We start from the raw sequence: 23,180 nt of genomic DNA, 5'->3' as shown, positions 1-23,180 counted from the left end.
GGCTCTGGCATCTTTTTTTGTTATTTCTTTGTGATCGTTACGTTCTTCTCAACCGTGTTTCCGCCAATGTCTGTCAGTTCAAGATGAACGGTGTTTTTACCTTTTTTCAGGGAAACTTTTTGGCTGATTTTTTTCGTTAATGCTCTCTTTGCAAACGGCTCTTTAAAGTAATGGCGGTATGCCGCATTGTCGTTTACGAAGAAGCGCATCTCATCATAGTTGTCTGCAAGCGTAATGTTGAGAGTTGCTGTTTTCGTTTTGCTTGAAACCGTTTTTGGTGCATCTACTTTTATCGTCGGAAGCGTGGAGTCGACAATCACCTTGCGGCTGAAGGCCACTCGATTTCCGCTTTTATCGATCGCTTCCACCTTAAACGATTGAATATTATCCGAAGTATAGGTGATTTTTTTGCTGAAGTCGTACTGCTGTTTTGCTGCATTCCATACAAGCTTTACAGGTTTGCCGTCGATCATGAATGACTTAATACCAGATTCATCCGTGACATGTCCGGTTACAGTCACTGTCTTGGAAGAAGTGATGCTTAAGGCTTCGGGAGAATCTACAGAAACACTGGGAACACTAGTATCTTTCCCGCTCATATTGACATTTTTCATCACTGAGTTTCCTGCATAATCGTAAGCAGCAAGGACCACTTTTGCACGGCTAGGGAGGTCATTCAGCTTATATTCGCTGGCAGAAGAATCAAGCGGCTTGGAAAGAACGCTTTTTCCGTTCACTAAAACATCGTAGTAGGCTACGCCTGTTCCCTGGTCGCCAGCCGTCCATGAAAGCGTGTCATTATCCGCGTTCCATTTGGCAGTCACTGCAGGATCCTTCGTATCGACATACACAGGGAACAATGCCTTTTGCCATTTTGCTTTCGGGTAGTCAACCACTGAACGTACTTGGTAGTAGTACAATCCGTCTTTTACTTTAGAACCATTGACCGATCCATCCCAAGCAGCCTCCGTGACAGGAGTATAACCAGGGTCATCACCGTTGTCATAATAGTTCTTCACAACATCGTCTTGTGTATCCAATTTGCGGAGTGATGTTTTATTTCGGTCAAGGATCGAGTATTCTACTTTTTTCGCGTTTCTTAGGAAGGAAAGCACAGGGAAAGCTTCATCATAGAGACCGTCTCCATCCGGAGAGAAGGAAACTTTGTCTTTCAGCACATTTTTCAATGCATCGCTTCCAAGGAACTCAAAGTCTTCGTTGACTTCAGCAGCGAGTCCCGTCACTCCATAGAACGTGTTGTCATCGTATACAGGAGCATCGATGATCGGCGCTTTGTCCCATTTTCCATGGAAACCCACGTAAGGAACACTTAGTTCGGGGTGCTTACTGCCCGCATCTATTAATCTTACAAAACCTTCAACAAAGTAGCCGTTTTTGAAGATTTTATCAAGCGGCATGTCATTTGCCCAATCTACCGTATCTTTAAGATCGACCGTAACATTTACAGTGGCTGTGCCTTTCGCTTTAATCGTAATGCTGCTTGCTTTTTTGGAACCGGAAGTAAAGGAAATTGGGAATGTTCCTTTATTCGGATCCTCTGAATCTCTTGTTCCATTTTTAAAGATGCCGTCAGCTTCAAGGAGGTTCATGTTAAGAAGAGCAAGGTCCGTTTGAACCGTTCCGGCAAGCTTGTAAGTTACGTCCTTCGTGCTGTAGTTTTTAAGATTTAACGTAAAGGTAAATTTATCGCCAACCTCTTTTACAGCGGCTTTTCCTTCACCTGACTTTGATTCGGTTACCACTACAGGAGTTTTCATTGCTGCATGAAGGTCCATTACCCCTGCACCCTCAAGGCGTGGAGAATAGTAGTTTCCAGTCTGGCTCTCAGTATTGAACAAGCCATGGTCCGTTTGCGGCCTTGAAGTGTTCATTAGAATATTTTTCGCGAGTTTAACGCGTGCTGCCCCTTTAACTCTGAAATCCTTGTCGATTCTTTCCATCACGAGTGCAGCACCGCCGGCAACATGCGGAGCAGCCATGGAAGTACCGCTTTTAACGCCATATTGGTTGTCGTTAAGCGTAGAATAAATTTTTCCGCCTGGTGCCGTGATCTCTGGTTTAAAGTCAAGGTTCGGCGTTACGCCCCAAGAACTGAAATCAGACATCTCTCCAGCCGTCGGGTTATTTGTTGAAACGGCTTTGCCGTCAAAAATGACTTCCAGTTTCTTGCCTTCTTTCGCCTTTGCTTCGAGCTGGTCGCCGTCTGCAATGCTTAGAGAAACGATAGGGATCGTCGGTTTGTTAAGGGCCATGCTGACGTAATCGCCATGATCTACCCTGCCGCGGATAATCACACCTGCAGCGCCTTGTTTTTCAGCTTCTTTCTGAATCATCGAGTAGTTGAAATCTCCGTTTCGGACAACGAAAACGACTTTTCCCTTGACGTCTTTTCCAGTATAGTTGGCAGGGCTTCCGTCACCGGCGTACACTACTTCCATTTTATCTTTTTCAAACGTGTCAATCGGATTTGGAGAATCCTGCTTTTGGTAGGCAATGTACCCCATATCCGCTCCGTCTGCCTTTAAGTTCATCCCTTCGAGTGTAAGCTTGGTGTTCTCAAGGGAAGCGACCTGAAGAGCTTGTCCGATCAATCCAGGGGAACCAACCACTCCTGTATCCGGGTTGGATGGGAAAGGATTGCCGGCACCATGTCCTGCGTAAGCAGAGTTTCCTGCAGATATGGCACAAAGAATACCATTGTTTGTCGCGTTCTGGATCGCTTTTTCTTCAGGGTCATCGTGCTGAACGAAAGCGGCAGCAGATCCAAGGCTCATGTTGATCACATCAGCGCCGAGGGCAATCGCATCGTCGATCGCTTTAATGTAAATATCACTGAACGTGGAGGGCATTCCAGGGTCGTTTCCGAATACTTTAAGCGCCAAAAGCTGTGCTTCAGGAGCTACCCCTTTAATTCCGCCATTGTCTTCGTCCCCGTTGGCACCGGCGATTCCCGCAACATGCATGCCGTGCATGGAAGCATCTGGTCCAAGATCGCGGATTTCTTTGTCATGGTCCGCATAGTTGTATCCATACGGTACTTTTTCTGTGAAATAGTTGCCTTTAAGTCCTTTTGAGTCTTTGATGCTGTTCACTTTCCCCGGTGTCAGCTTTACCTTTGTATCAGGGCTGAGCACCATGTCCTTATGAGAAGGATCGATGCCTGTGTCGATGACCGCCACGATTGTTCCTTCTCCTTTATAGCCATAGTCCTGCCATGTTTGCTTCGCATTGACGATATCCTTGCTGTACAGCATGTTCGGCTTGTCCCCTTTGATTGATTCGGGACGCTTATACTCATGCGCAATATGTACCTCTTTTACACCATCAAGTTTTTCAATATCTTTAATATCGCTATATTTGACTTCGCCGCTGAAGCCGTTAAGTACGGTTGTAAAGCTTTCCTTATACGATACCGTGATGTCTTCCTTCGCGATGTCTTCTTTCACTTCTTTTTGTTCACTCGCCAGTTTTTTGTTGAGCGACGTTTTTTCGCCTGTACTCAGAGCACTGTAGCGCTTGTTTTGGGCCTGTGCGTACTGAATTGCTGGCTTTTGATCAAGTTCGACGACCACACGAACCTTCTCATTTTTGCCGTACTTCTCTTCTTGAGGCAGTTTTTTCAAATCAAGGCCCAGTGGCTTTGTTCCCGCTGCCTTGCTTTGAGACGGCAAGTTCCCCTGGGCATAAGCCAGGTTGGAAAACGTCATGATAAATGCTGTCATCAACGCAATCCGTTTCTTCATCCAGTTTCCCCTTTTCTGTGTATAGATTTTCCTGGGTGAATGATCCTGTTGCCTATCAAACTGAAATTTCCATATTTTTAGTTTAATTCCATTATTCAGAAATCGCAATTTATTTTTTTTTGCTCGGTGCCTGGCACCGAGCGTTACATACTTGTGTAATAGGGGTGCCTGGCACCTCATATGCTTGTATGGAAACGGGGGGATTGGACAGCATGGATTCATTGACGATGGCCGTTGTGGGGTTGATTGGTTTTCTTGTGTTAACTGGATTGGCCGGATATGCCCAGACAGGTTACCGCCTGAGAGTGTGGATGAGGGAGCTGCAGGAGCTGGAATCGCAGGGAGCTGCACAGCCCCGTTCCCGCTGGATTCAGCGAGTATGCGCAGATTACAGGCAGTATCATCTCTCAGGTGTTTCTTCCTTAAATACACAGGCATTGATCGAAAAGCACCTTTATCAGGAACGGATTCCTCTTCTTGGACTGCTGCGCGTCCCTGTTGGGAATATTCAAAAGGTTCTTCAGCAGCTGCCCGCCTTTACGATTATCCTGGGTGTGCTCGGCACTTTTATTGGCCTCACCCTATCCCTGCTTTCCATGCAGGATACGCTCTTCAGGCTCGGAAGTTCTGCCGCCGGGCCGAGTATGACCATGAACTCCATCATCTCATCCCTGACCGCTCCATTTGAGGGAATGAGCGTCGCTTTTATTACAAGTATCGCCGGGATCGGAGGATCCCTTATCCTCAACATCCTTCAGGCGGGATTTTTGTCCAGAGGGGCTTCCCTTACGTACCTGCAGGGAAAGGTCATGACAGATTGCGAAGTTTACCTTGACCACACATTTAACAGTCTTCTGCTGCAAGAAAAGCCCCAGGACTCGGCTGAACGGCTGCTTGACCGCCTTGCAGCGAAAGTGGAGGAGAGCTTTGAAAGAAGTGTAGGTCATTTTGGCAAATCGATGACTGAATTTACTGCCGGTTTAAAAACCGCCATGGAGGACGTCAAAGGCATATTAGAGGCACAGCGGCTGCACACCGAGTCATTTGCGGCTTCTGCATCTACCCTTGAACAGTTCGGCGTCCAGTTTCATAAAACGATCGAAAAGCAGGATACCATGCATAAAGCGGTCGACCAAAGCATTTCCGTGCTGACCGCCCAGATCAATTCATTCGAGCAGCAGCTGCAAAAAAGCGCAGACCGCCAGAATGCAGGACAGCAAACCTTTGAACTTCTGATTCAGCGGTCAGATAAAGTGCTCGCTGAAACACAGCGACGCTCGGAAGAATTCGCCGGAAACATGGCACGGGCTCTTCAAGAGCAGCTGCAGCACTATGCCAACCAGCATGACGCACTGGAGAGCCGGCTGGGCCAAAAACAGGAGGAATGGTATTACCGCTACTCCGAAAAACAAGGGGAATACGGCAGAGCTGCGGCAGATTTTGCATCTTCCGTCCAGCAGCTTGAAAAGGGCTTCTACAATGCTGTCGAACATATGAAGCGCGATTTTGTCGAGCAGATCCGAAATGTGCTGGAGAGGGAACGGCAGCTCAGCCAGCAATCCGGTCCGCATCGGGGAGACGATATGAGAGAGCTTGCCCATACACTGGAAAATCTTTTCCACGGGCTTTCCCGAGACTTTAATAGCAGCAACCGGACCCTTGGCGACATGTATCATCTTCTTCAGCGCATGTATCAGGCAGCCGTGGAGCATCAGACAGTCTATGACTCTCGTGAGCGGGACCATGATTCGAGGCTGATCAGTTCGCATGACAGTAAAAGGCGGTGATGTGCCTTGCGTGCGCGTAAAGATGTGTTTGCCGAACAGCATCAGGAAGAAATCTATTGGCCCAGTTTTACGGACATGATGGCCATGATGGTACTCATCATGATCTTCATCGCCATACTCGCATACGTCCAGAGTATTTATAATGCCTATGACCAGTCCCAGATTAAAAATGAGCTGCATCAGGTCGCAGATGTTAAAAAACATATTTCCGACTTGATTGAAAAACAGCTTCAAAAGAACGTAGGAAAAGATAAAGTGGTCCGCGGTCCGAACAATACGATATCTGTAGAAGGAAACATTTTATTCGATACGGGGAGCGCCGAAGTCAGTGCACAGGGCAAGAAGGTGCTGAAGCCTTTGGCCGATTCACTCGCCGCCATCATAGACGAGAAGGATATGAGTAAATATCTTTATATTATTCTGGTGGAGGGCCATACTGATTCGGTGCCTTATGATAACTGGTCCTTGTCCACCGAGCGAGCAGTAGCGGTCGTAAAATATCTTGCACAAGCCAATCCCAAGCTTGCCCGCCTTCCTTACGCCCAGTATCTGGCTGCCACAGGCTACAGTGAATATAAACCGATCGCCAAGGGAAACTCCGCTGCAGCCCTGCAGAAGAACCGCAGGATCTCCTTTCAGATCATTTTGGATGATAATAAATGGCAGAATAAGCTGAAGGATATTGTTAATCAGCAGTAACAGAGTCAGCATGCTGGCCAGAACCCTATTTACTTGCGCTTCGGCACACTAAGCCATCAAAAAAAAAACGAAGGGAAACCCTATCCCTTCGTTTTTTCAGTGTTCAGCATGAGCTGGTAGAAGTGGACATCCTGCCACTCATTGAATTTGTAGCCTACTTCTTTAAAGTTGCCGGCAAATTCAAAGCCAAACTTTTTATGAAGTTTCACACTCGCTTCGTTCCCGCCTGTAATGCTGCTGATCACCGTATGATAGCCAAGATCGGCCGCTCTTTTCAAAATATCTCCCATTAAGGCGTTGCCGATTCCTTGGCCGCGGAATTCAGAAGATATGTATAATGATAATTCAACCGTGCGGGAATACGCCGCTTTATCTCTGAACGGGCTAAGACAGCTGTATCCCGCCACTTTGCCGTCCAGTTTCGCAACAATCAGCGGATAACCGGCGCCGTATTTTTCAAACCAAACCTTTCTTTCTTCTAGTGTTTGCTCTTCTAAATCAAAAGTAGCCGTCAGCGTTTTTATCGCATCATTATATATGTCCAAGATAGCCGGCAAATCGCGAAGAAGCGCCTCTCTTATATTCACCACGTTATTCCTCCTCATGTCTGTTAAAAAACTTGTTGTCTATGTTTAATGTACCAGAGTTTTTCGCAGAACGACAAAACAAAAACGAAGGGAAATTATTCCTCCCTTCGCCGTTTTTTCCTATTTTTTCGATCGTTCTGATGAGATCAGAAAAGCTTCCAATATATATCGCTTTGGAGCTGCACCGATATAATTGAACGGATAGCACGTACTGACCGTTAGCACTGCACGCGGTTTTGGGACGATCACCGTGCGGTCATTTTTATCGACGATGCGCACCTTCCTTATTTTATACGTAAAAGTCCCTGCCGATGTGGCCACTTCCAGCCTGTCGCCTTTTCCTACTTTTCCGAGGCTGCGGAACACGGTGTCACGGTGGCCGGAGAGAACAGAGTTGTCCTTTTCACCAGGAAGAACGCTGTCTTTAAAGTGGCCGACTCCCTTTTCAAGTTCATCTTCATTGGTACCGTGATAAATTGGCAGTTTGGCTTCAAGTTTCGGAATGTAGAGTGTGCCCATCTTTGCACCGATCGCCGGCCGGTTAGCATAAAGAGGCGCTTCACGTTCTTCCTCGTATTTTTTTGCCTGTTTTTTTTCAGGTTCATGCAGTGCTTTTGACTCTACTTTTTCACCGGCAAAATAACCTCGAGTGTAGCCGATCATATTTTTCGAAAATATTCCAAGGCCGATGACAATGATGACCATTGAAAAAGAAAGAAGAACAGCCTTTTTGGGCCGTCTTCCTCCTTCTTTCCGTCTTCTATCCATTAGGACATCCTTGCTCTTCTATAAAGGAATAGCCCCGCTCCGGCAATCGCTAAACCGGCAAGTGCCAAGTCAAGGTGGTTGGAAGCCGTTTCAGGCAGTTTTCCGCCAGTTACGGTTCTTGGCTTTTGCTTTTTAGCCACCGGCGCCGGCGCGGACAATTTCACTTCCTGTTTAACGGTTTGGGTGACCTTGTTTACTGTTTTTGCACTGTTTTTAACAGTATCTGATGTGATTTTCAAGTCAGCAAGCAATTTTCCGTTCAAGTCGAACAATTGGATCAGAAGATAATCTCCGTCCAATACTTCCATCTGCATCAGCTCTCCTGCAGATACCGGCGTTTTCTTGCTGCCGTCGACAATGAAGAAGCTGGCTTTCATTTGGAAAATCGACATAAGCTCTTCAAATGCTGTTCCCACTTCCTGAATCTGAGCTTTCGTTGCTTTCTCAGGGTCGATGCTCATCATGCGTTCAGCGATGGACTCCAGCCTTTTTTCTGTGTCTGGGGAGTTAAGGTCCTTTTCAATGGACATCAGATGGTCCTGCAGGTTTTGAATCTCGGCATGAGAAAGATCCACCTCTGCCAAAGCCCCTTCAATTTCTTTTTGAATTTCTTCAAAATCAGGCATTTCTTCTACCGGCTCCTCTAGTTGCATAACGGTAAAATACAGGTCATCTACATAAATATAATCCTCGATCGCCTCTCCGTTCCTCGCTAAAAGATCCTTAAGCTGCTGCTCGTCCAAGTCGAAATCTGTATAGATTTCATCAAGGTTGCTGTTGTCGCTTTTGATTACTGGCCCTAAGTTTTCCTTTAATTCATTGATGTCCTCAAAGTCTGACAGATCCATCTGAACGTAGTCGGACAGGTAATGCGTGTAATCCTCATTGCTAATTTCATAGCCTCGTTCTTTGCTGATATGTTCTAAATACGCTGTCAGATCCGCATCCTTAACCGTTGCAAATGCGTTTGCAGGCACAAAATAAAAGGCCAAGAGAACAGCCAGCAAGCTTAATAGAATCTTTTTCATTATTTCCTCCTGAAATATGTTAGTTTTCCTTATATTAGTATAAATTATTACAATATAATTACATGTTACTTTTGTACTATTTATTAATGGAAAATCCTTTCAATGACCGTAGCAATTAGACAAAAAAAAAGCCGCCTCATAGGAAGCGGGGGACAAAAAGATATATAAAAAAGGGGGTACTACTATCATTCCCGAAATCTCTCTTTTTATCCCTTATATTTAAAAAAGTTTTATAGATTTTTTTATGACTCTAAAAACGAAAAAAAGGGTATGACTAGTATGAATGCATCAATGAAGGGAGATTTAACATTGCGTTATTTTATTAATATGAAGAGAGAGTTTAAAGATGAATTCGGCAAGGTGTATACCTTTGATCCGGGGCAGTGCAGGGAAAATGAAGATGAGATTGAGCTCATGAACCAGCTGGATACCATGGATATCGGAAAGCCATATATTTTTCCTAAAAATGCGGTTGCTGAAATTACAAAAGAAGAATATGACCGGCTGACAGCAGCGGTCCATGAAGGAGTCGAAGGAACGGACACCCGTGAAGAGATCCTCTCAAAATACTCAAGAGACTGACCGCTTATATGAAGCGGTTTTTTTAATTCCTAAATCCTCATAACGGACTATTGCAGAGAGAAGCTGAAGTATGGCAAACCCGGTTTTCGTTATTTACAAATGGGTCATAGCTCACGTTTACGTTAACGTTATACTGTGTTACGATAGGACACGCATCACTAAATAGCGTAAGGAGATGTTAGTATGTGTGGTATTGCAGGCTGGGTTAACTGGTCAGAAGACCTCTCTCGACAACAATCTATTCTGCGGGACATGACAGGCGCGATCGAACATCGCGGGCCGGATGCAGACGGCTTTTGGTTCTCGCCGCGAGCTGCCTTTGGCCATCGCCGCCTGATCGTTATCGATCCTGAAGGCGGGCTCCAGCCCATGCTTCATGAACAGGATGAGCGATCACTTGCTCTGACCTATAATGGTGAGATTTACAACTTTATTGAATTAAAGAAAGAATTGGAGGAACGGGGGCATACTTTCCGTACCCATTCAGATACAGAAGTTCTCCTTCATTCCTATATGGAGTGGGAAGAGGAATGTGTCGATCATTTGAACGGGATCTTTGCCTTTGCCATCTGGGACGAGAAGAAGCAGAAGCTGTTCCTGGGACGTGACCATCTTGGCGTTAAGCCTCTCTTTTATGCACAGCGAGGCAGCTCCGTTATTTTCGGCTCTGAACTGAAGGTGCTCCTCGCCCATCCGGCCATTGAGCCCGAAGTAGACCGAGAGGGTATGGCAGAAGTATTTTCTCTTGGGCCGATGCGTACACCGGGTGTCGGTGTGTTTAAAGATGTCAAAGAAGTACGCGCGGGACACAGCATTACATTTACAAACAACAAAACGAACGTGAGACAATATTGGAAGCTGCAGAGCAAAGAGCATACCGATACCGTTGAAACAACAGCAGAAAAAATCCAATCACTGCTTGAGGATACGGTGAAACGACAGCTGATTTCCGACCTTCCGCTCGTATCCATGCTATCGGGCGGCCTCGATTCAAGCGGCTTAACAGCCCTTGCCGGAAAAGATTTTAAAGAAGCAGGAAAGATTCTGCACACATATTCCATTGATTTCGCCAACAGTGCAGAGCATTTCCAAACGGATCTGCTGCACTTGGGGCTTGATGAACCATGGGTCAAACGGGTATCTGAACACGTTGGAACGGAGCATCACTCCACTGTACTTGGCGCCAACGATCTTTTGGAAAACTTCTTGAAGCCGCTGTATGCAAGGGACCTTCCAGGACTGGGAGAAATGGAGACCTCTCTTTATCTTCTCTTCAGAGAGATGAAAAAGGACGCTACTGTGGCCCTTTCAGGGGAATCTGCGGATGAGGTATTCAGCGGATATCCTTGGTTCCATCAGGAGGAGTTCCTGAACGGCAGCACGTTCCCATGGCGCCAGAGCCGTGGAAACTTCGGCAATATCCTGTCAGAAGAAGCAAGGGCCTCCATACGGCCTGATGAGTATGCTGACCGCCGTTATCAGGAAGCATTGGCGGAAGTTCCTTTACTGGCCGGAGAGAGCGAACTCGGTGCAAAACAGCGGCAAATGTCCTATCAGTTCATCACACGCTTCCTTCCGTTCATGCTCGACCGTAAGGACCGCATGAGTATGGCGGTCGGATTTGAGGTTCGTGTTCCGTTCTGCGACTACCGTTTAGTCGAATATTTATGGAACGTTCCTTGGGAAGTGAAAAGCGTCGATAACATCGAAAAAGGGATTCTTCGCCGTGCATTAAAAGGCTATCTTCCTGACGAGGTGAGAAACCGCCGCAAAAGTGCTTATCCTACAGCTCAGGATCCCGTCTATTTCGGAGCTATTAAAAACTGGTTGATGGACATTGTGGATGACAGCAATTCACCGCTTCGTCCATTAATTGATGAAAATAAAATCCGGGCGGTCGCTGCAGGAAAAACGGGAATGAGCGACGGACAAGCCACTAAACTGATGGAATATCTCATTCACGTCAACACCTGGCTGAAGGACTATCACATTAAACTTGTATAAGGCAATGAAAAAAGCACACTCTCAGGGTGTGCTTTTTTCTGGGTTTTATTGTTCATCAGAGGATTGAGAATCAGTGCTTGTTTCTTGATCCTGTGTATTTTCATCTGTAGTCGTTTGATCCGCTTGCTTTTCATCATCCACTTTTTGTTCCGTTCCTGTTCCACTTTCCTTCTTCTCGGTGTCGCTGTTGTTACATGCTGTCATTAACATAATCGCCATAAGAGAAGCCCCAATTTTCATTAAGAAACTTTTATTCATCCCAAAGTTCTCCCTTCGATTAGTTCAGATTTGAACCGCAGCGCTGCACCATTTACCAGCGGCTCTATCCCCACTATAGCAGGAAAACATCCGTTTTAGACGCGATTTACCAATACCTTACATATCCTTTACAGTGCCTTAAACTTCTTGATATTGGGTTAAAAAAGAGGAACAGAAAAGTGCCAGGCACCGGCTTTTGACATATGTCAAAAAGCGGTGCCTGGCACCTCCCCTAAAAGGAACTATCGCCCAACAGCAAATGTTATTTCAGCGTCCATAGCAAGCTCGCCGTCAACGGTTGCTGTTACTTTTCCCTTACCGATGCCTCTTCGGATTTGAAGCAGTTCAACTTCCATCAGCAACGTGTCTCCCGGTCGTACCTGGCGCTTCCATCTCACTTTATCCGCACCGGCAAACATGGCGATCTTCCCTTTGTATTCATCCAAAGACAAGAGCGCGACCGCTCCGGTCTGCGCACATGCTTCCAGAGTCAGGACACCTGGAAAGATATTATAATCAGGAAAGTGCCCATTGAAGACTTCCTCATTCGCCGTGATGTTTTTCTTGCCAACCGCACGTTTTCCCGGCTCGAGCTCTTCAATCGTATCAAGAAGCAAAAATGGGTAACGGTGTGGAATGATTTCTTTAATCTGTTCAATGTTTAATTTCATACCGAGATACTCCTTCTCTTTCTGGTTTACGGTTCTATTGTTTCTATGTATCTCTGGACATTATACATGATAGAAAAAGGTTAATCCAATGGGCAGTGTCTCCCTGTTTTCCGATCCACCGTTTAGCCAAAATAAAAAGAGAACCTCGGCCCACTTATGTCTTCACATGGCTCTTTTCGCTAAACTACTTATCTTTGTTCACCAAATCCGAGATATGCGTCCATGTCTCTTTTTTGAACACATCCCCTGCTTTTCCGTCGCCTACGACCGAATAGCCAATCACGGCTCCCACGACCAGGCAGATCACCATAAGTACAACAATCACAATCAGGCGGAGCCAGATCGGAAAACGGCGTCTTCTTGACGTCCCGGTCTCCTGCTCTTTCTTTTTGCTTTCCCGCGACTTAGGTTTCTTTTCCTTAACCTCTTCCTCTTCGTTCATAGCTGCCATTTTATTTTTTCGGTATTCTTCCCTGCTGAGCTCGTTTCCCATTTTTTATCACCTGTTAACGAATTCCGTTGACGAGCCCCATCATTTGGTCTGCCATTGTAATGGTGCGTGCGTTAAACTGGTAGGATCGCTGCATATTGATGATATCCGTCATTTCATTTCCTGCATTTACGTTGGACATCTCAAGAGCACCCTGCTGCATTTTTACGCTGGCCGGGTTTGCCGCCCGAAGCACTTGATTTGAATTTACACCAGCCGGAATTCTAAAATTATGCCCCACCGCTTCAAGCAGCTGGGGATGGACAGCATCAACAACCGCCAATCTGCCGCTGTTGACCACCCTTCCATTACTTAACGTTACCGAAATATTTCCGTTTTGTCCAATAGAAATTTCCTTGTACCCGGCTGGAATCCGAATCGGCCCTTTACCCCCCATTACAGCTTTGCCATCAGAGGTTACGAGTTCAAGATCGTTTTGCCCTTTAGCCGTTTTTAAATAAAATGCACCGTCACGGGTGTACTCGGTTACAGCCTTTCCGCCGCTGTCCCTCGTCTGGACCTGAAAAAAAAGCCCAGGGCTCAACAGAGCGATATCGAGCGCCCGTTCTGTCGTCTTGATCGCTCCCATCTCCAGGCTGATTGCCGTCGAACTGACTCTTGCCCCGCTTCCCGCACGAATTCCTGCAGGAGTAAGCCGGCCAGCCTCATCCTTATTACTAAATGTATTATTAAATTTATTATCAATCTGCTGAAAAAGAAGGTCAGAGAATTGGACATTTCTTCTCTTAAAACCATTCGTATTGCTGTTCGCCATATTGTGGGCTGTTGTATCAAGTTTCTGCTGCAGCTGGACCATGGTCACTGAAGCATTAATCATGGATGTATTCAACGCATGTCCCTCCCTATCCGATCTTTCCTACTTCGTTTGCTGCCTTTTCCATGCTTCGGTCATAGGCCTGAAGCACTTTTTGATTGGCTTCAAATGAACGGTAGGCTTCCATCATTTCTGTCATGGATTGTTCAGCATCTACGTTGGAACGTTCAACAAATCCTTGTTTTACCTGATAAGCCACCTGTGGATTGCCTGCAGCCGCCTCCGGTTGTTGATTGCCCTGCGGGCTGAATAAACCATTCCCCTCTTTCACCAGATCCATTGGGTTTGTAATCAGCGCAATTCCAAGTGTACCGGCACTGCGTCCCTGATCGAGAATGGCTCCATCTCCGCTCACTGTGAAATTCTCGTCCGAAACGGTTATGTGTTTTCCTTTGATATCAAGGACATAATATCCGTCCGTGGTCACGAGTTCATTATTGGCATCGACGGAAAAATGCCCGTTCCGGGTGTAGCGGGTTCCCCCATCTGCTGTTTCCACCATATAGAACAAAGAACCAGGCTTGCCTGTTTTTTTATCTATCGGGACGGAACCCTGAACCAGGGCAAGATCGGTGTTCACACCGCTTTCCTGCAGATCTCCCTGTACAAAGTTCGGGATCGCTTCTTGCATATAGACGCCCGTAACCAGCTGGCCGCCCTGTTTCTGGCCCGCACTGGTTAACGGCGTCTTTCCGTTGGAGTCGATCCGTTCTAAAAGCATGGAAGGAAACGTCCTGAGAGTTGACTGATCAGCCTTATAGCCTGGTGTATTGGTGTTCGCAATGTTGTTGCTCAGCATTTCCTGGCGCCGCTGCTGAGCAATCATTCCGGCAGCCGCAGTATAGAATCCTCTCAGCACACTGGTTCCCCCTCTAATCCTCACAATTCTTCTTATCTTTGTTATCGGCGAAAACTATTGGATGTTTATACTTACACAAAAAAAGACCCGTTTTTTCATAAAAACGGGTCCTTCATCATAGTAAGTGATTTATTTTATTCTGCGCTTTGGAAGCTTATCCATATGTTCTAGCATCAGGCCTGTTCCGTTTGCTACAGCCTTCATCGGCTCCTCGGCAATAAAAATAGGAACTTTCAGCTCTTGGGCAAACAACTGGTCGATCCCGTGAAGCAATGCCCCTCCGCCTGTTAAGATGATTCCTCGGTCAATAATATCGGCAGACAGTTCAGGAGGCGTCTTTTCAAGAACGCTTCTTGCTGCCTGAACCATCATCATGACAGGTTCAAGCAAAGCTTGTGTGATTTCCTCGGAACGGATGGTAACCGTTCGCGGAAGGCCAGTCACCATGTCGCGCCCGCGAATATCCATCTCCTCATCTCGAGCACCAGGGAAGACGGTGGCCACGTTCAATTTAATGTTTTCCGCTGTTCGTTCTCCGATCAACAGCTTATATTCTTTCTTGATGTAGTTCAGGATTTCACCGTCAAGCTTGTCCCCCGCCATCTTAATGGAAGAGGCTGTAACGATATCCCCCATGGATAATACCGCAACGTCTGTCGTACCGCCGCCGATATCCACAACCATGTTGCCGCTCGGCTGGAAAATGTCCATACCGGCCCCAACCGCTGCCACTTTCGGTTCTTCTTCCAGATAAATCGCTTTTCCTCCGCATTTTTCAGCGGCTTCACGAATGGCTTTTTGTTCAACAGAGGTAATGTTCGCAGGGGTGCAGATGAGAATTCTCGGTTTGGTAAACATGCCCTTTACATTTATTTTATTGATAAAATGCCTCAACATTTGTTCTGTCACTTCAAAATCAGCGATAACCCCATCTTTTAAAGGACGGATCGCCACGATGTTACCTGGTGTACGCCCCACCATCCTGAAGGCTTCTTCCCCCACAGCGAGCGCTTTCCCCGTGTTTGTGTCAATCGCCACAACAGATGGCTCGTCCAGTACAATCCCTTTTCCTTTTACATAAATCAGTACGTTGGCCGTACCGAGGTCAATCCCAACATCCCTTGAAAACATTCATATATCCTCCCTGCATGCTCAGCACAAAACTTTACAAAAATCGTCAATTTTCGAATTTCTATCCAATAAAACATTCTATCATAAGTTTTGTTGAACCGGGAAAAAATATGTTAACTTTTTTGAACATTTTCCTGAACAAACAACAGCGGCATGCAAATATGCACGCCGTGTGAGGTGAATATCTTATTGTACGACTTCCTCTGCACCCTTTTTGTATTTGACCCGTGTTGCTTCACCACCCCTTAAATGCCTTATGGACTTATGGTACTCTAAAATCTCTTTCACATTGTTCGCCAAATCCGGGTTGATTTCAGGTAATCGTTCCGTCAGATCTTTATGAACGGTGCTTTTTGAGACACCAAATTCTTTTGCGATCATACGCACTGTTTTTCTTGTCTCCACGATATACCTTCCTATCTTGATGGTTCGTTCTTTGATGTAATCGTGCACACCACTCGCCTCCCCAAATTGGATGTGAGAGATGCGATAGAGACTTCTATGTTCAAGCTACGCGACCTGTCCTTGTGTGTCGTCTCCATGAAGTCAGAGTGTCCCGTCCCCTTTTCACCGCAGCCATACTACGTCTTCTCACCGCTCACCCTCAAAAGAATTGTAGGTTTTGTAACATCTTATTAAGACGAACGTACTTATATGCCAAAATCTCAAGAAGGACAAGGGAAAAAAGAAAAGCTGAGGCGCCCGGTCAGAGAATAAAGACGGTATACTCGCGAACAGGGGCGTGAAGCCACAAAAAAATTACTTGCAGTTCGACATGATTTACTCACGGTTTTCAAAGCTTTACTCACAAAACACCTCATTTTCATTTACAGGAGATCAAAATAAAAACAGCCTGCACATGGCAGGCTGTCTTTTCATTTTGATCAGTTATCGTTGCTGGATGACTGTTCAGAGTTTTCGCTTGTTGAAGAAGATTCTTTCTCTTTGTTTTTTTCAGGAGCGGCATTGCTGTCCTGAACACTGTCAGATTTACTTTGTTCAACTGAAGCTCTGTCTTCCTTTTTGCTCGCTTGTTCTTCTTTGTCCACCAGCTTCTCAATTTGTGAAGCCGATTGGTTCCATGCAGATACTGGATCTACAGCGATCCCGTCTTTGCGGATTTCAAAGTGAGCATGGATTTTCGCGTCCTTGTCATACAGGTTTTGGCCTGCTGAACCGACAACTTCACCCTGGTTCACTCTGTCGCCTTCTTTCACTTTTACAGAAGCGAGAGAAGAGTAGTGAGTGATAAGGCCATTCGTATGCTCGACTTCAACAACATAGCCCAGCTCAGGGTCTTTCACTGACTTTGTAACATTACCACTCATGGCAGCAGTGACATCAAATGTTTTTCCGCTCTCAGCAGCAAGATCGATTCCTTTATTTTGGTAGTAGATATTATTATAAAATACGAGAGCAGCTTCTTGTTCCTTTGCAGATGCATCAGGATCAAAGAATTCTTTTTTAATCGCTACGCTGTTAGGATCCTTTGCCGGCATCTTGAATACTTCTTTAGAGACACTGACCGGAACGGCTTTATCATTATTGTCAAAAGCACTGTTCGGCTCATCCTTTGAATTAGATGCATCATTTTGATACCACAAAACGGAAGCTAGAACTACTGCGGCAAATGCGAGATAGACTGCCGGGTATACCCATCGTTTTTTCATAAATCTGCCCATTTTCCTGCTTTTTAGCGGAACTGTTTTTTGGGATTGTTTTTCTTCATCTTTCATTTTTATCATCACCTCAGCAATCATTCTGAACAGGATTCAGAAAATATATACTTTGGTGTGAAAAAAAATGGGATATTATTTTTCGACAAAGACTGGAATACTATGCATGATTCCTAAAACTTTATTTTTCTCCGATGGATGATGAAGGAGAGTAAAGCTAAAGACCCGGCGTTTTTCACCGGGTCTTCAACGTTTAGTCCTTTACAGTAGAGCGGCCGGAATGAGGCTTATAATCCGATATGGACACTCCTTTAAAATAGTATTTGACGATTTGTTTGTAGTTCTTGCCGTCCTTCGCCATTCCGTTTGCCCCATACTGGCTCATACCGACTCCGTGGCCGAATCCTTTCGTCGTGGCGATGACTTCTTGTTTCTTTTTCGTAAGTGTAAAATCGGCAGATCGAAGACCAAGCTTCTCACGGACCTCTTTGCCTTTAAAGGTTTTTCCGTCAATGGCCATGCGGGCGATCCGGTTACCCGCTGTCCTTTGGATCACCTTGCCAACCTCGCCGTCTTTTTGGATCACGACTCCCAGCTGCTTCTCAACATCAAGGAGAGGGATTTCCTGTTTTTGCTCAAACTTGGGTGTGTCACGGTCCCATGGACTCTTTACACTTTTTAGATAGGGATACTTCGTGCCCCAGTAATCCTCGCTGTTTTCGGTATAACCGTTGCTTGTTGAAAAGAAACTCGCGAAGATCGGTTTTCCGTCGTACGTTAAAATTTTTCCTCTCGTCGCCGCCACCGCTTTGGTGATCTTCTCCATCTTTTCTGGATATTCGTCCCCCCATTGCTTCTTCAGCTCATCATCATTTTTGTAGACCTGATGGAGGATGGAGTCTGTAACGGCCGCACCGCCTGGAAGGTTCCCCCCTTGATCGGTGTTGTCTAACATCCTCGCGATGTAAGTTCTGGCTGTTAACGCCTGAGCCTTTAAGGCCTCTAGTTTGAAGTCAGCTGGCATTTCAGAGGCAACGACTCCTTTGACGTATTCTTCGAGTGCAACCTTTTCCACCTTTTTCTCAGCTGTCCGATAGACAGGTACAGCCAGTGTGGATGATAGACTTGGAAGAGCCGACCGTTTCATCTCCTTCGGTTTCGTTTCTAGCAGAAATGATGTCTTGGAAGAGTAGGGCAGCACGAGCAGAGACGGAAGAAGAACAGTGACTACTACAAAAACAGAGACGAAGAAGGTAATCGGCTTCATTTTCATGAACATTCTGCCTGGCCTCCACTGATTTGATTAGTCTTTACAATTTATGGAGGGGGACAAACTATTAGAACTTGTTTTTCCTTTCATCCTCTGAGATGGCTTTTCAATCTCATAGAAAAAGCCCTGCCAGGTGCCTAGCAGGGTCCTTGCTTTTTAATAGACGCCGACCGCATCAAAAGATTTGTTGACGGAATTTACTTCTGCAGAACCCGCGCCATACAGGTCAGCAGCAGCCTGAACGAGTGCGGCTCTAGCCTGGCTGAATGTGGCGTTCGCCGTGAGATATACCGTATTGGCGCGGTAATAGATTGCTCCAAGCTTGCTGTTGCCGATGCCAGAAACCGTTACGCCGTAGTGGGTTCCTCCAACGGCAAGCAGATAGGCTTGTTTATTGATTATTCCGCTGTTCGTATGGACTCCGCCATTGTCACTCGTTCCAGTGTAGCGTTTGGAATAGTGGTCAGGGTCACCGTATTTCGCAGGGTCGCTCATTGAACGAAGGGCATCATTCGGTGTGTTAGGTGTATAGATATCTTCCCCGATTTGATAATCTGGATTACGGTTATCGTAGAACTCGACCAGCGTTCCAAAGATATCAGAGATAGCCTCATTTAAAGCACCGGATTCATTTTGGTACACGAGATTGGAGCTTCGTTCGGTTACCGCGTGGGTTAATTCATGGCCTACTACATCCAGACCGCCGGATAGCGGAATAAAGGCAGTACCGTCACCGTCTCCATAGACCATTTGCGCCCCGTTCCAGAAGGCATTGTTATATTTGCGGCTGAAATGCACTGTGGATTTGAGCGCTGCACCATTGTTATCAAAGGAGTTGCGTCCAAATACATTTTTGTAGTAGTCATATGTCACTCCTGCATAGTAATGAGCATCTACTGCTGCACCGTCATATATGGCATTAAAGACGTTGTCCGTATCAGCCCATAATGAACCGGGAAGGGACTGGCGGTTCTTGCCGTCATATGTAAAGATCCCGCTTCCTCTTGTATTATCCTGCAAGTAGTAGGTTGAGCCTGATAACAAAGTTCTCAGCGTTTTCGAGTCGCCAAGCACACCTTTTCCTGTGCCGGTTGTATTGGTTCCGGTTAAAGTTCCGCCTGGTTTGGAAGCAGCGCCCCCGCCATTTGCCTCATCGAGATTATTATATTTGTTCACAATCCTGCCTGTTGCAGCTTCAACAAAATAGTTATAGTTCCCCGGCGTTGGAGACAGGAAATTTAAATTTACGAGATAGGCATAAACAGCTTTATCGCCTGAGGTGCAGACAACAAGATCGGCTGTAGGTGCCTTCTCATAATCAGGAGTATATCCAAGATCCTTAACAGCTTTGGCAATCGCCTTCTTGGCAGAAATTTTCTTTGTATTTTTCAGGCTGCTCTTTTGATCAAGGTTCGGTGCAACTGAACCTGAAATTACTGTCAGAACTCCGTCTCTATCAACATGTGCGACCTGGGTAGAACCCCAGACAGGAACTCCCTTATACTTCTGCTGCAGTCGCAAAATCGTGGAGCCTAGCTTGTCCTTCTGCTGAGACTGCACCTCAAAAGAATCCTCTGCTTTTTGAGACCCGAGCTTGTATGCACTCTTATGCTCATTTAAATAACCAAGAACAACGGCTTCAGCATTATGGCCAGTAGCTTTCGTCAAACTGCCAGATACGAATTCAGGTGTACCTTTTTGTTCGCTGACCTTGTAACTCGACAGAACATTTTTTGGTGCTGCTAAAGACGTTGCCGGTGTAAGAGCAGTTGCTGCCAAACCAATCGTTAGACCAAATGCCAGAGCCTTTTTCTTCACGATCACATCCCCTTTGTCTTATATAGAATGGCCTTGCTTGACTCTATATTACTTGATTTTCCTTTAATTTCAAACTATTCTCAAAATTTTGAATATATCATACTAGAATTTTTTCATTCCTTTCATCAGCTAGGCCTTTTCAATCACTTTTATTAATGGAATTTCTCATGCTCTTTTTACTACACCTTTAGAAAACACAATTAAAAAAGGCTCCCTGCAATCGCAGGAAGCCTTTTAGCATATGAATTAAGCAAGATTAGATTTTAATGATACCGATGATTTTTCCTCTGTTGGAACAACTTTCGATTCTTCGTTGACACGTTCGATGTCAGCTCCGAGATCACGAAGTTTTTCTGTAAATCCTACATAGCCGCGGTCGATATGCTTAAGCTCAGTGACGCGAGTATATCCGTCAGCTACAAGGCCAGCAAGAACAAGTGCTGCTCCTGCACGCAGGTCTGTTGCCGCAACCTCGGCTCCCTGTAAGGATACAGGTCCGTTGATTACAGCAGAACGGCCTTCAATTTTAATATCTCCATTCATGCGGCGGAATTCCTCCACATGCATAAAACGGTTTTCAAACACAGTTTCGGTAATGACACTTGTACCGTTTGCCCGAAGGAGCAGTGCCATCATCTGTGACTGTAAATCAGTCGGGAATCCAGGGTGAGGCATGGTTTTAATGTCCACTGGTTTTAATTCTTCTGGTCCAATTACACGAAGTCCGGTTTCTTCATCTTTAATGGTAATACCCATTTCTTCCATTTTTGCTATTAATGGGCGAAGGTGCTCGGCAATCGCTCCTTCAACAAAAACGTTACCGCCAGTAATCGCTGCAGCAACCATGTACGTACCGGCTTCGATACGGTCAGGAACCACAGCGTGAACTGCACCGGAAAGCTCTTCTACACCTTCAATGCGGATCGTACCTGTTCCTGCACCTACTACTTTTCCTCCCATGGAGTTGATATAGTTGGCGAGGCAGACAATCTCAGGCTCTTTTGCTGCATTTTCAATGATGGTTGTTCCTTCAGCAAGGGCAGCAGCTGAGATGATATTTTCTGTAGCTCCTACACTTGGGAAATCTAAATAAATTTTTGCGCCCTTAAGCCGGCCATCGATGCTTGCTTCAATAAACCCATTACCGATTTTAACAGTAGCACCCATCGCTTCAAAGCCTTTTAAGTGCTGATCAATCGGGCGGGAACCAATGGCACAGCCGCCAGGAAGCGCGATTCTCGCCAGACCTACACGCGCAAGCAAAGGCCCCATTACTAAGAAGGATGCACGCATTTTACGAACATATTCAAACGGTGCTTCTGTTTTTAGAGCACCAGAAGCATCAACTTCGATCTCGCCATTCTTAAATTTAACTTCAATATTTAAATAACGCAGTACCTCGTTAATCGTATATACATCAGCAAGGGTCGGCACATCTTTAATCGTGCTTGTGCCTTTACTGGCTAAAATGGATGCTGCGATGACAGGCAGTACGGCATTCTTTGCTCCTTCTACCTTGACAGAGCCTTCTAACCGCCTACCACCACGGACAATGATTTTTTCCAACGATATTCCCCTCCGCGTCCAATTTCTATATTAATATTCAGACGTAATTATTGGTGTTCCAATTGTGACGGCAGTTTGGCCGCCCATTCCTTGATTTCTGATTGCAATCTGCAGATTCATTGCTTTGTGAGCTGTGTTCAATTTCTCATCCCAATGCTTAGTATATGCCGAGATTGATACAAACGTCTCTTCCTTCAGTTCTTCGACAGGAACAGCGGAGAACGTTGTCATGAGCTCAAGTGCTTGTTTATACAAACCAACGTCCATTGTATCACTATGTACCCCGGTGACACAAGAGAAAGTTGCAGTTTTTCCTTCAAAGTAGGTAGCGACCCTACTCTGAAACGATCGTGCGAATTGCTGGAATTGATTTTTATTCCAGCTCCTCCCTTCGACCGCATAAACAAGATACGTTGCCAGCTTTCCTTTTTGGGGGTAGGCTACCAGCGTAAGGCGCTCTTTTATACTCCCTGCCTCGGAAAATCGCACCCCGGACATTTTCAAATGTTCTTGTTCGTTGATTGCGTTCCATTTATAACCTTTAGCAGCCTTCTTTAATAATGCCGCTTTTTGTCGATACCCATTTACATCCAATGTAAAACCTGCACTACCTTTCGTGTAAACCGACCATTTTTTCAAGATCACACCGTGCTGGTCCATCGCCTGTTTCATGTCCAAAATCTTCGTTACATTTGCCGTTTCTTTCGCCTGCACACTCGCATAAGAATGAACCAAAAATATAATAGCAAAAAATAGAACAATGTTCTTTTTCATTTTATTCCACCCGTCCTCTCCTGTATTTCTCATTCTTGCCAGAGGACGGTCCATTATTCATGGAAGTTGCAGTCATATTCCGACAGAAACTTCACGTATTTACTTTGTTCAACAGTGAACAATCTTTTGCTGTATAGTGGGCTGCGGCAGTTAATAGGTAAATGTTAAATTAAAATAAATATTTAAGCTGTGTGGAATAATTCAAATACGTGAGAAAGAAGCTGCTTACGAGGCTGGCAACTGCGATCGTCACAAGGACGAATAGCACTCGTGCCTGGATCACTTTGCCTTTTTTGATGTATGTGTCAAATCTTATTGCCTGCATGGCCCACCATGTGATGACGAGAAAAAGCAGGTAAACAAGGATATGTAGCAGCGCTTGCTGCCCGGCTTGTTCAAACAACTCGGTTCCTCCTTGCCACAAGGCCTGATCGGCCAGGTGTTTACTAAACAACACCATGATAACACACATCAACAGAAAGTAGCATAAACTGAATTTTACCATAAAGGAACAGACAAAAGACCTATTTTTAACCATGTTCCCAATTTTGACATAACTATCAAATCCAAGGGTATCTTTTTACAGAAAAAGGGATCTGCATCACTGCAGATC

General features: G+C 45.6%; 21 protein-coding genes. 4 read left to right on the top strand and 17 right to left on the bottom strand.

Annotation, left to right across the window (positions count from 1 at the left end; translation table 11 throughout):
- Positions 1 to 20: 20 nt before the first annotated feature.
- Positions 21 to 3,764 carry a S8 family serine peptidase gene (locus QYF49_RS01130; RefSeq protein ID WP_290397800.1) on the bottom strand — a complete coding sequence of 1,248 codons (3,744 nt, stop codon included), beginning with the start codon at positions 3,762 to 3,764 and terminating at the stop codon, positions 21 to 23.
- A gap of 212 nt (positions 3,765 to 3,976) precedes the next feature.
- Here QYF49_RS01130 and QYF49_RS01125 point away from each other — a divergent pair, with 212 nt between their 5' ends.
- Together QYF49_RS01125 and QYF49_RS01120 are read left to right on the top strand one after the other, a co-directional pair.
- Positions 3,977 to 5,551, top strand: a complete 1,575-nt coding sequence (locus tag QYF49_RS01125; protein WP_290397799.1) for a hypothetical protein — start codon at positions 3,977 to 3,979, stop codon at positions 5,549 to 5,551.
- A 6-nt stretch (positions 5,552 to 5,557) separates the two neighbouring features.
- Positions 5,558 to 6,250: an OmpA/MotB family protein gene (locus tag QYF49_RS01120; RefSeq protein WP_290397798.1), complete on the top strand. Its 693-nt coding sequence runs from the start codon at positions 5,558 to 5,560 to the stop codon at positions 6,248 to 6,250.
- A gap of 80 nt (positions 6,251 to 6,330) precedes the next feature.
- Here QYF49_RS01120 and QYF49_RS01115 read toward each other — a convergent pair whose 3' ends face one another.
- From QYF49_RS01115 to QYF49_RS01105, 3 genes are all read right to left on the bottom strand, one after another.
- Complete coding sequence (locus QYF49_RS01115) at positions 6,331 to 6,837, bottom strand: GNAT family N-acetyltransferase (protein ID WP_425589529.1); 507 nt, start codon at positions 6,835 to 6,837, stop codon at positions 6,331 to 6,333.
- Positions 6,838 to 6,957: 120 nt separating this feature from the next.
- A complete protein-coding gene (locus QYF49_RS01110; RefSeq protein ID WP_290397796.1) occupies positions 6,958 to 7,605 on the bottom strand; it encodes a class D sortase in 648 nt (215 codons plus the stop codon).
- Entirely contained in the window at positions 7,605 to 8,633 is a 1,029-nt protein-coding gene (locus QYF49_RS01105; RefSeq protein WP_290397795.1) for a processed acidic surface protein, read from the bottom strand. Before QYF49_RS01105 ends, QYF49_RS01110 begins: the two co-directional genes overlap by 1 nt.
- A 279-nt stretch (positions 8,634 to 8,912) precedes the next feature.
- On the opposite strand from QYF49_RS01105, the gene QYF49_RS01100 reads away from it, so the two are divergent.
- Together QYF49_RS01100 and asnB are read left to right on the top strand one after the other, a co-directional pair.
- Positions 8,913 to 9,215 (top strand): hypothetical protein, encoded by a 303-nt coding sequence (locus QYF49_RS01100; protein WP_290397794.1) that lies wholly within the window; start codon positions 8,913 to 8,915, stop codon positions 9,213 to 9,215.
- 183 nt (positions 9,216 to 9,398) lie between these two features.
- Positions 9,399 to 11,219, top strand: a complete 1,821-nt coding sequence (asnB, locus tag QYF49_RS01095; protein ID WP_290397793.1) for an asparagine synthase (glutamine-hydrolyzing) — start codon at positions 9,399 to 9,401, stop codon at positions 11,217 to 11,219.
- Positions 11,220 to 11,264: 45 nt separating this feature from the next.
- Here the strand turns inward: asnB and QYF49_RS01090 are convergent, their stop codons facing one another.
- The 13 genes from QYF49_RS01090 to QYF49_RS01030 all read right to left on the bottom strand — a co-directional run bounded on the left by QYF49_RS01090 (position 11,265) and on the right by QYF49_RS01030 (position 22,970).
- Positions 11,265 to 11,477 carry a hypothetical protein gene (locus QYF49_RS01090; RefSeq protein ID WP_290397792.1) on the bottom strand — a complete coding sequence of 71 codons (213 nt, stop codon included), beginning with the start codon at positions 11,475 to 11,477 and terminating at the stop codon, positions 11,265 to 11,267.
- Positions 11,478 to 11,719: 242 nt separating this feature from the next.
- A complete protein-coding gene (gene fabZ / locus QYF49_RS01085; protein ID WP_053356504.1) occupies positions 11,720 to 12,148 on the bottom strand; it encodes a 3-hydroxyacyl-ACP dehydratase FabZ in 429 nt (142 codons plus the stop codon).
- A 184-nt stretch (positions 12,149 to 12,332) separates the two neighbouring features.
- Entirely contained in the window at positions 12,333 to 12,641 is a 309-nt protein-coding gene (locus tag QYF49_RS01080) for a DNA-directed RNA polymerase subunit beta (RefSeq protein ID WP_290397791.1), read from the bottom strand.
- A gap of 13 nt (positions 12,642 to 12,654) precedes the next feature.
- Entirely contained in the window at positions 12,655 to 13,488 is an 834-nt protein-coding gene (locus QYF49_RS01075) for a flagellar hook-basal body protein (RefSeq protein WP_290397790.1), read from the bottom strand.
- Positions 13,489 to 13,501: 13 nt separating this feature from the next.
- Positions 13,502 to 14,332, bottom strand: a complete 831-nt coding sequence (locus tag QYF49_RS01070; protein WP_290397789.1) for a flagellar hook-basal body protein — start codon at positions 14,330 to 14,332, stop codon at positions 13,502 to 13,504.
- A 129-nt stretch (positions 14,333 to 14,461) separates the two neighbouring features.
- Positions 14,462 to 15,463, bottom strand: coding sequence for a rod shape-determining protein (mreB, locus tag QYF49_RS01065; protein ID WP_290397788.1), 1,002 nt, complete (start codon positions 15,461 to 15,463; stop codon positions 14,462 to 14,464).
- A gap of 186 nt (positions 15,464 to 15,649) precedes the next feature.
- On the bottom strand, positions 15,650 to 15,916 hold the full coding sequence (gene spoIIID, locus QYF49_RS01060; protein ID WP_026677325.1) for a sporulation transcriptional regulator SpoIIID: 267 nt from the start codon (positions 15,914 to 15,916) through the stop codon (positions 15,650 to 15,652).
- Positions 15,917 to 16,347: 431 nt separating this feature from the next.
- Positions 16,348 to 17,199 (bottom strand): stage II sporulation protein SpoIIQ, encoded by an 852-nt coding sequence (gene spoIIQ / locus QYF49_RS01055; protein WP_290397787.1) that lies wholly within the window; start codon positions 17,197 to 17,199, stop codon positions 16,348 to 16,350.
- Between the two features lie 193 nt (positions 17,200 to 17,392).
- A complete protein-coding gene (gene spoIID / locus QYF49_RS01050; RefSeq protein ID WP_290397786.1) occupies positions 17,393 to 18,418 on the bottom strand; it encodes a stage II sporulation protein D in 1,026 nt (341 codons plus the stop codon).
- Between the two features lie 147 nt (positions 18,419 to 18,565).
- Positions 18,566 to 20,227, bottom strand: a complete 1,662-nt coding sequence (locus tag QYF49_RS01045; RefSeq protein WP_290397785.1) for a M4 family metallopeptidase — start codon at positions 20,225 to 20,227, stop codon at positions 18,566 to 18,568.
- Positions 20,228 to 20,473: 246 nt separating this feature from the next.
- Positions 20,474 to 21,793, bottom strand: a complete 1,320-nt coding sequence (murA, locus tag QYF49_RS01040; protein ID WP_290397784.1) for a UDP-N-acetylglucosamine 1-carboxyvinyltransferase — start codon at positions 21,791 to 21,793, stop codon at positions 20,474 to 20,476.
- A 30-nt stretch (positions 21,794 to 21,823) separates the two neighbouring features.
- Positions 21,824 to 22,567: a YwmB family TATA-box binding protein gene (locus QYF49_RS01035; RefSeq protein WP_290397783.1), complete on the bottom strand. Its 744-nt coding sequence runs from the start codon at positions 22,565 to 22,567 to the stop codon at positions 21,824 to 21,826.
- 169 nt (positions 22,568 to 22,736) lie between these two features.
- Positions 22,737 to 22,970: a DUF1146 family protein gene (locus QYF49_RS01030; RefSeq protein WP_290397782.1), complete on the bottom strand. Its 234-nt coding sequence runs from the start codon at positions 22,968 to 22,970 to the stop codon at positions 22,737 to 22,739.
- Positions 22,971 to 23,180: the final 210 nt, after the last annotated feature.

It is taken from the genome of Fictibacillus terranigra (assembly GCF_030412265.1).
In the GTDB taxonomy this organism is placed as follows: domain Bacteria; phylum Bacillota; class Bacilli; order Bacillales; family Fictibacillaceae; genus Fictibacillus_C; species Fictibacillus_C terrinigri.
The sequence above is the reverse complement of the archived record's forward strand: the minus strand, read 5'-3'. Positions and strand labels throughout refer to the sequence as shown.

Coding starts and splice junctions, on each gene's coding strand:
- QYF49_RS01130 (WP_290397800.1), bottom strand. CDS start 3,764: ATGAAGAAACGGATTGCGTTGATGACAGCATTTATCATGACGTTTTCC.
- QYF49_RS01125 (WP_290397799.1), top strand. CDS start 3,977: ATGGATTCATTGACGATGGCCGTTGTGGGGTTGATTGGTTTTCTTGTG.
- QYF49_RS01110 (WP_290397796.1), bottom strand. CDS start 7,605: ATGGATAGAAGACGGAAAGAAGGAGGAAGACGGCCCAAAAAGGCTGTT.
- QYF49_RS01105 (WP_290397795.1), bottom strand. CDS start 8,633: ATGAAAAAGATTCTATTAAGCTTGCTGGCTGTTCTCTTGGCCTTTTAT.
- QYF49_RS01100 (WP_290397794.1), top strand. CDS start 8,913: ATGAATGCATCAATGAAGGGAGATTTAACATTGCGTTATTTTATTAAT.
- asnB (WP_290397793.1), top strand. CDS start 9,399: ATGTGTGGTATTGCAGGCTGGGTTAACTGGTCAGAAGACCTCTCTCGA.
- QYF49_RS01090 (WP_290397792.1), bottom strand. CDS start 11,477: ATGAATAAAAGTTTCTTAATGAAAATTGGGGCTTCTCTTATGGCGATT.
- fabZ (WP_053356504.1), bottom strand. CDS start 12,148: ATGAAATTAAACATTGAACAGATTAAAGAAATCATTCCACACCGTTAC.
- QYF49_RS01080 (WP_290397791.1), bottom strand. CDS start 12,641: ATGGGAAACGAGCTCAGCAGGGAAGAATACCGAAAAAATAAAATGGCA.
- mreB (WP_290397788.1), bottom strand. CDS start 15,463: ATGTTTTCAAGGGATGTTGGGATTGACCTCGGTACGGCCAACGTACTG.
- spoIIQ (WP_290397787.1), bottom strand. CDS start 17,199: ATGAAAGATGAAGAAAAACAATCCCAAAAAACAGTTCCGCTAAAAAGC.
- spoIID (WP_290397786.1), bottom strand. CDS start 18,418: ATGTTCATGAAAATGAAGCCGATTACCTTCTTCGTCTCTGTTTTTGTA.
- QYF49_RS01035 (WP_290397783.1), bottom strand. CDS start 22,567: ATGAAAAAGAACATTGTTCTATTTTTTGCTATTATATTTTTGGTTCAT.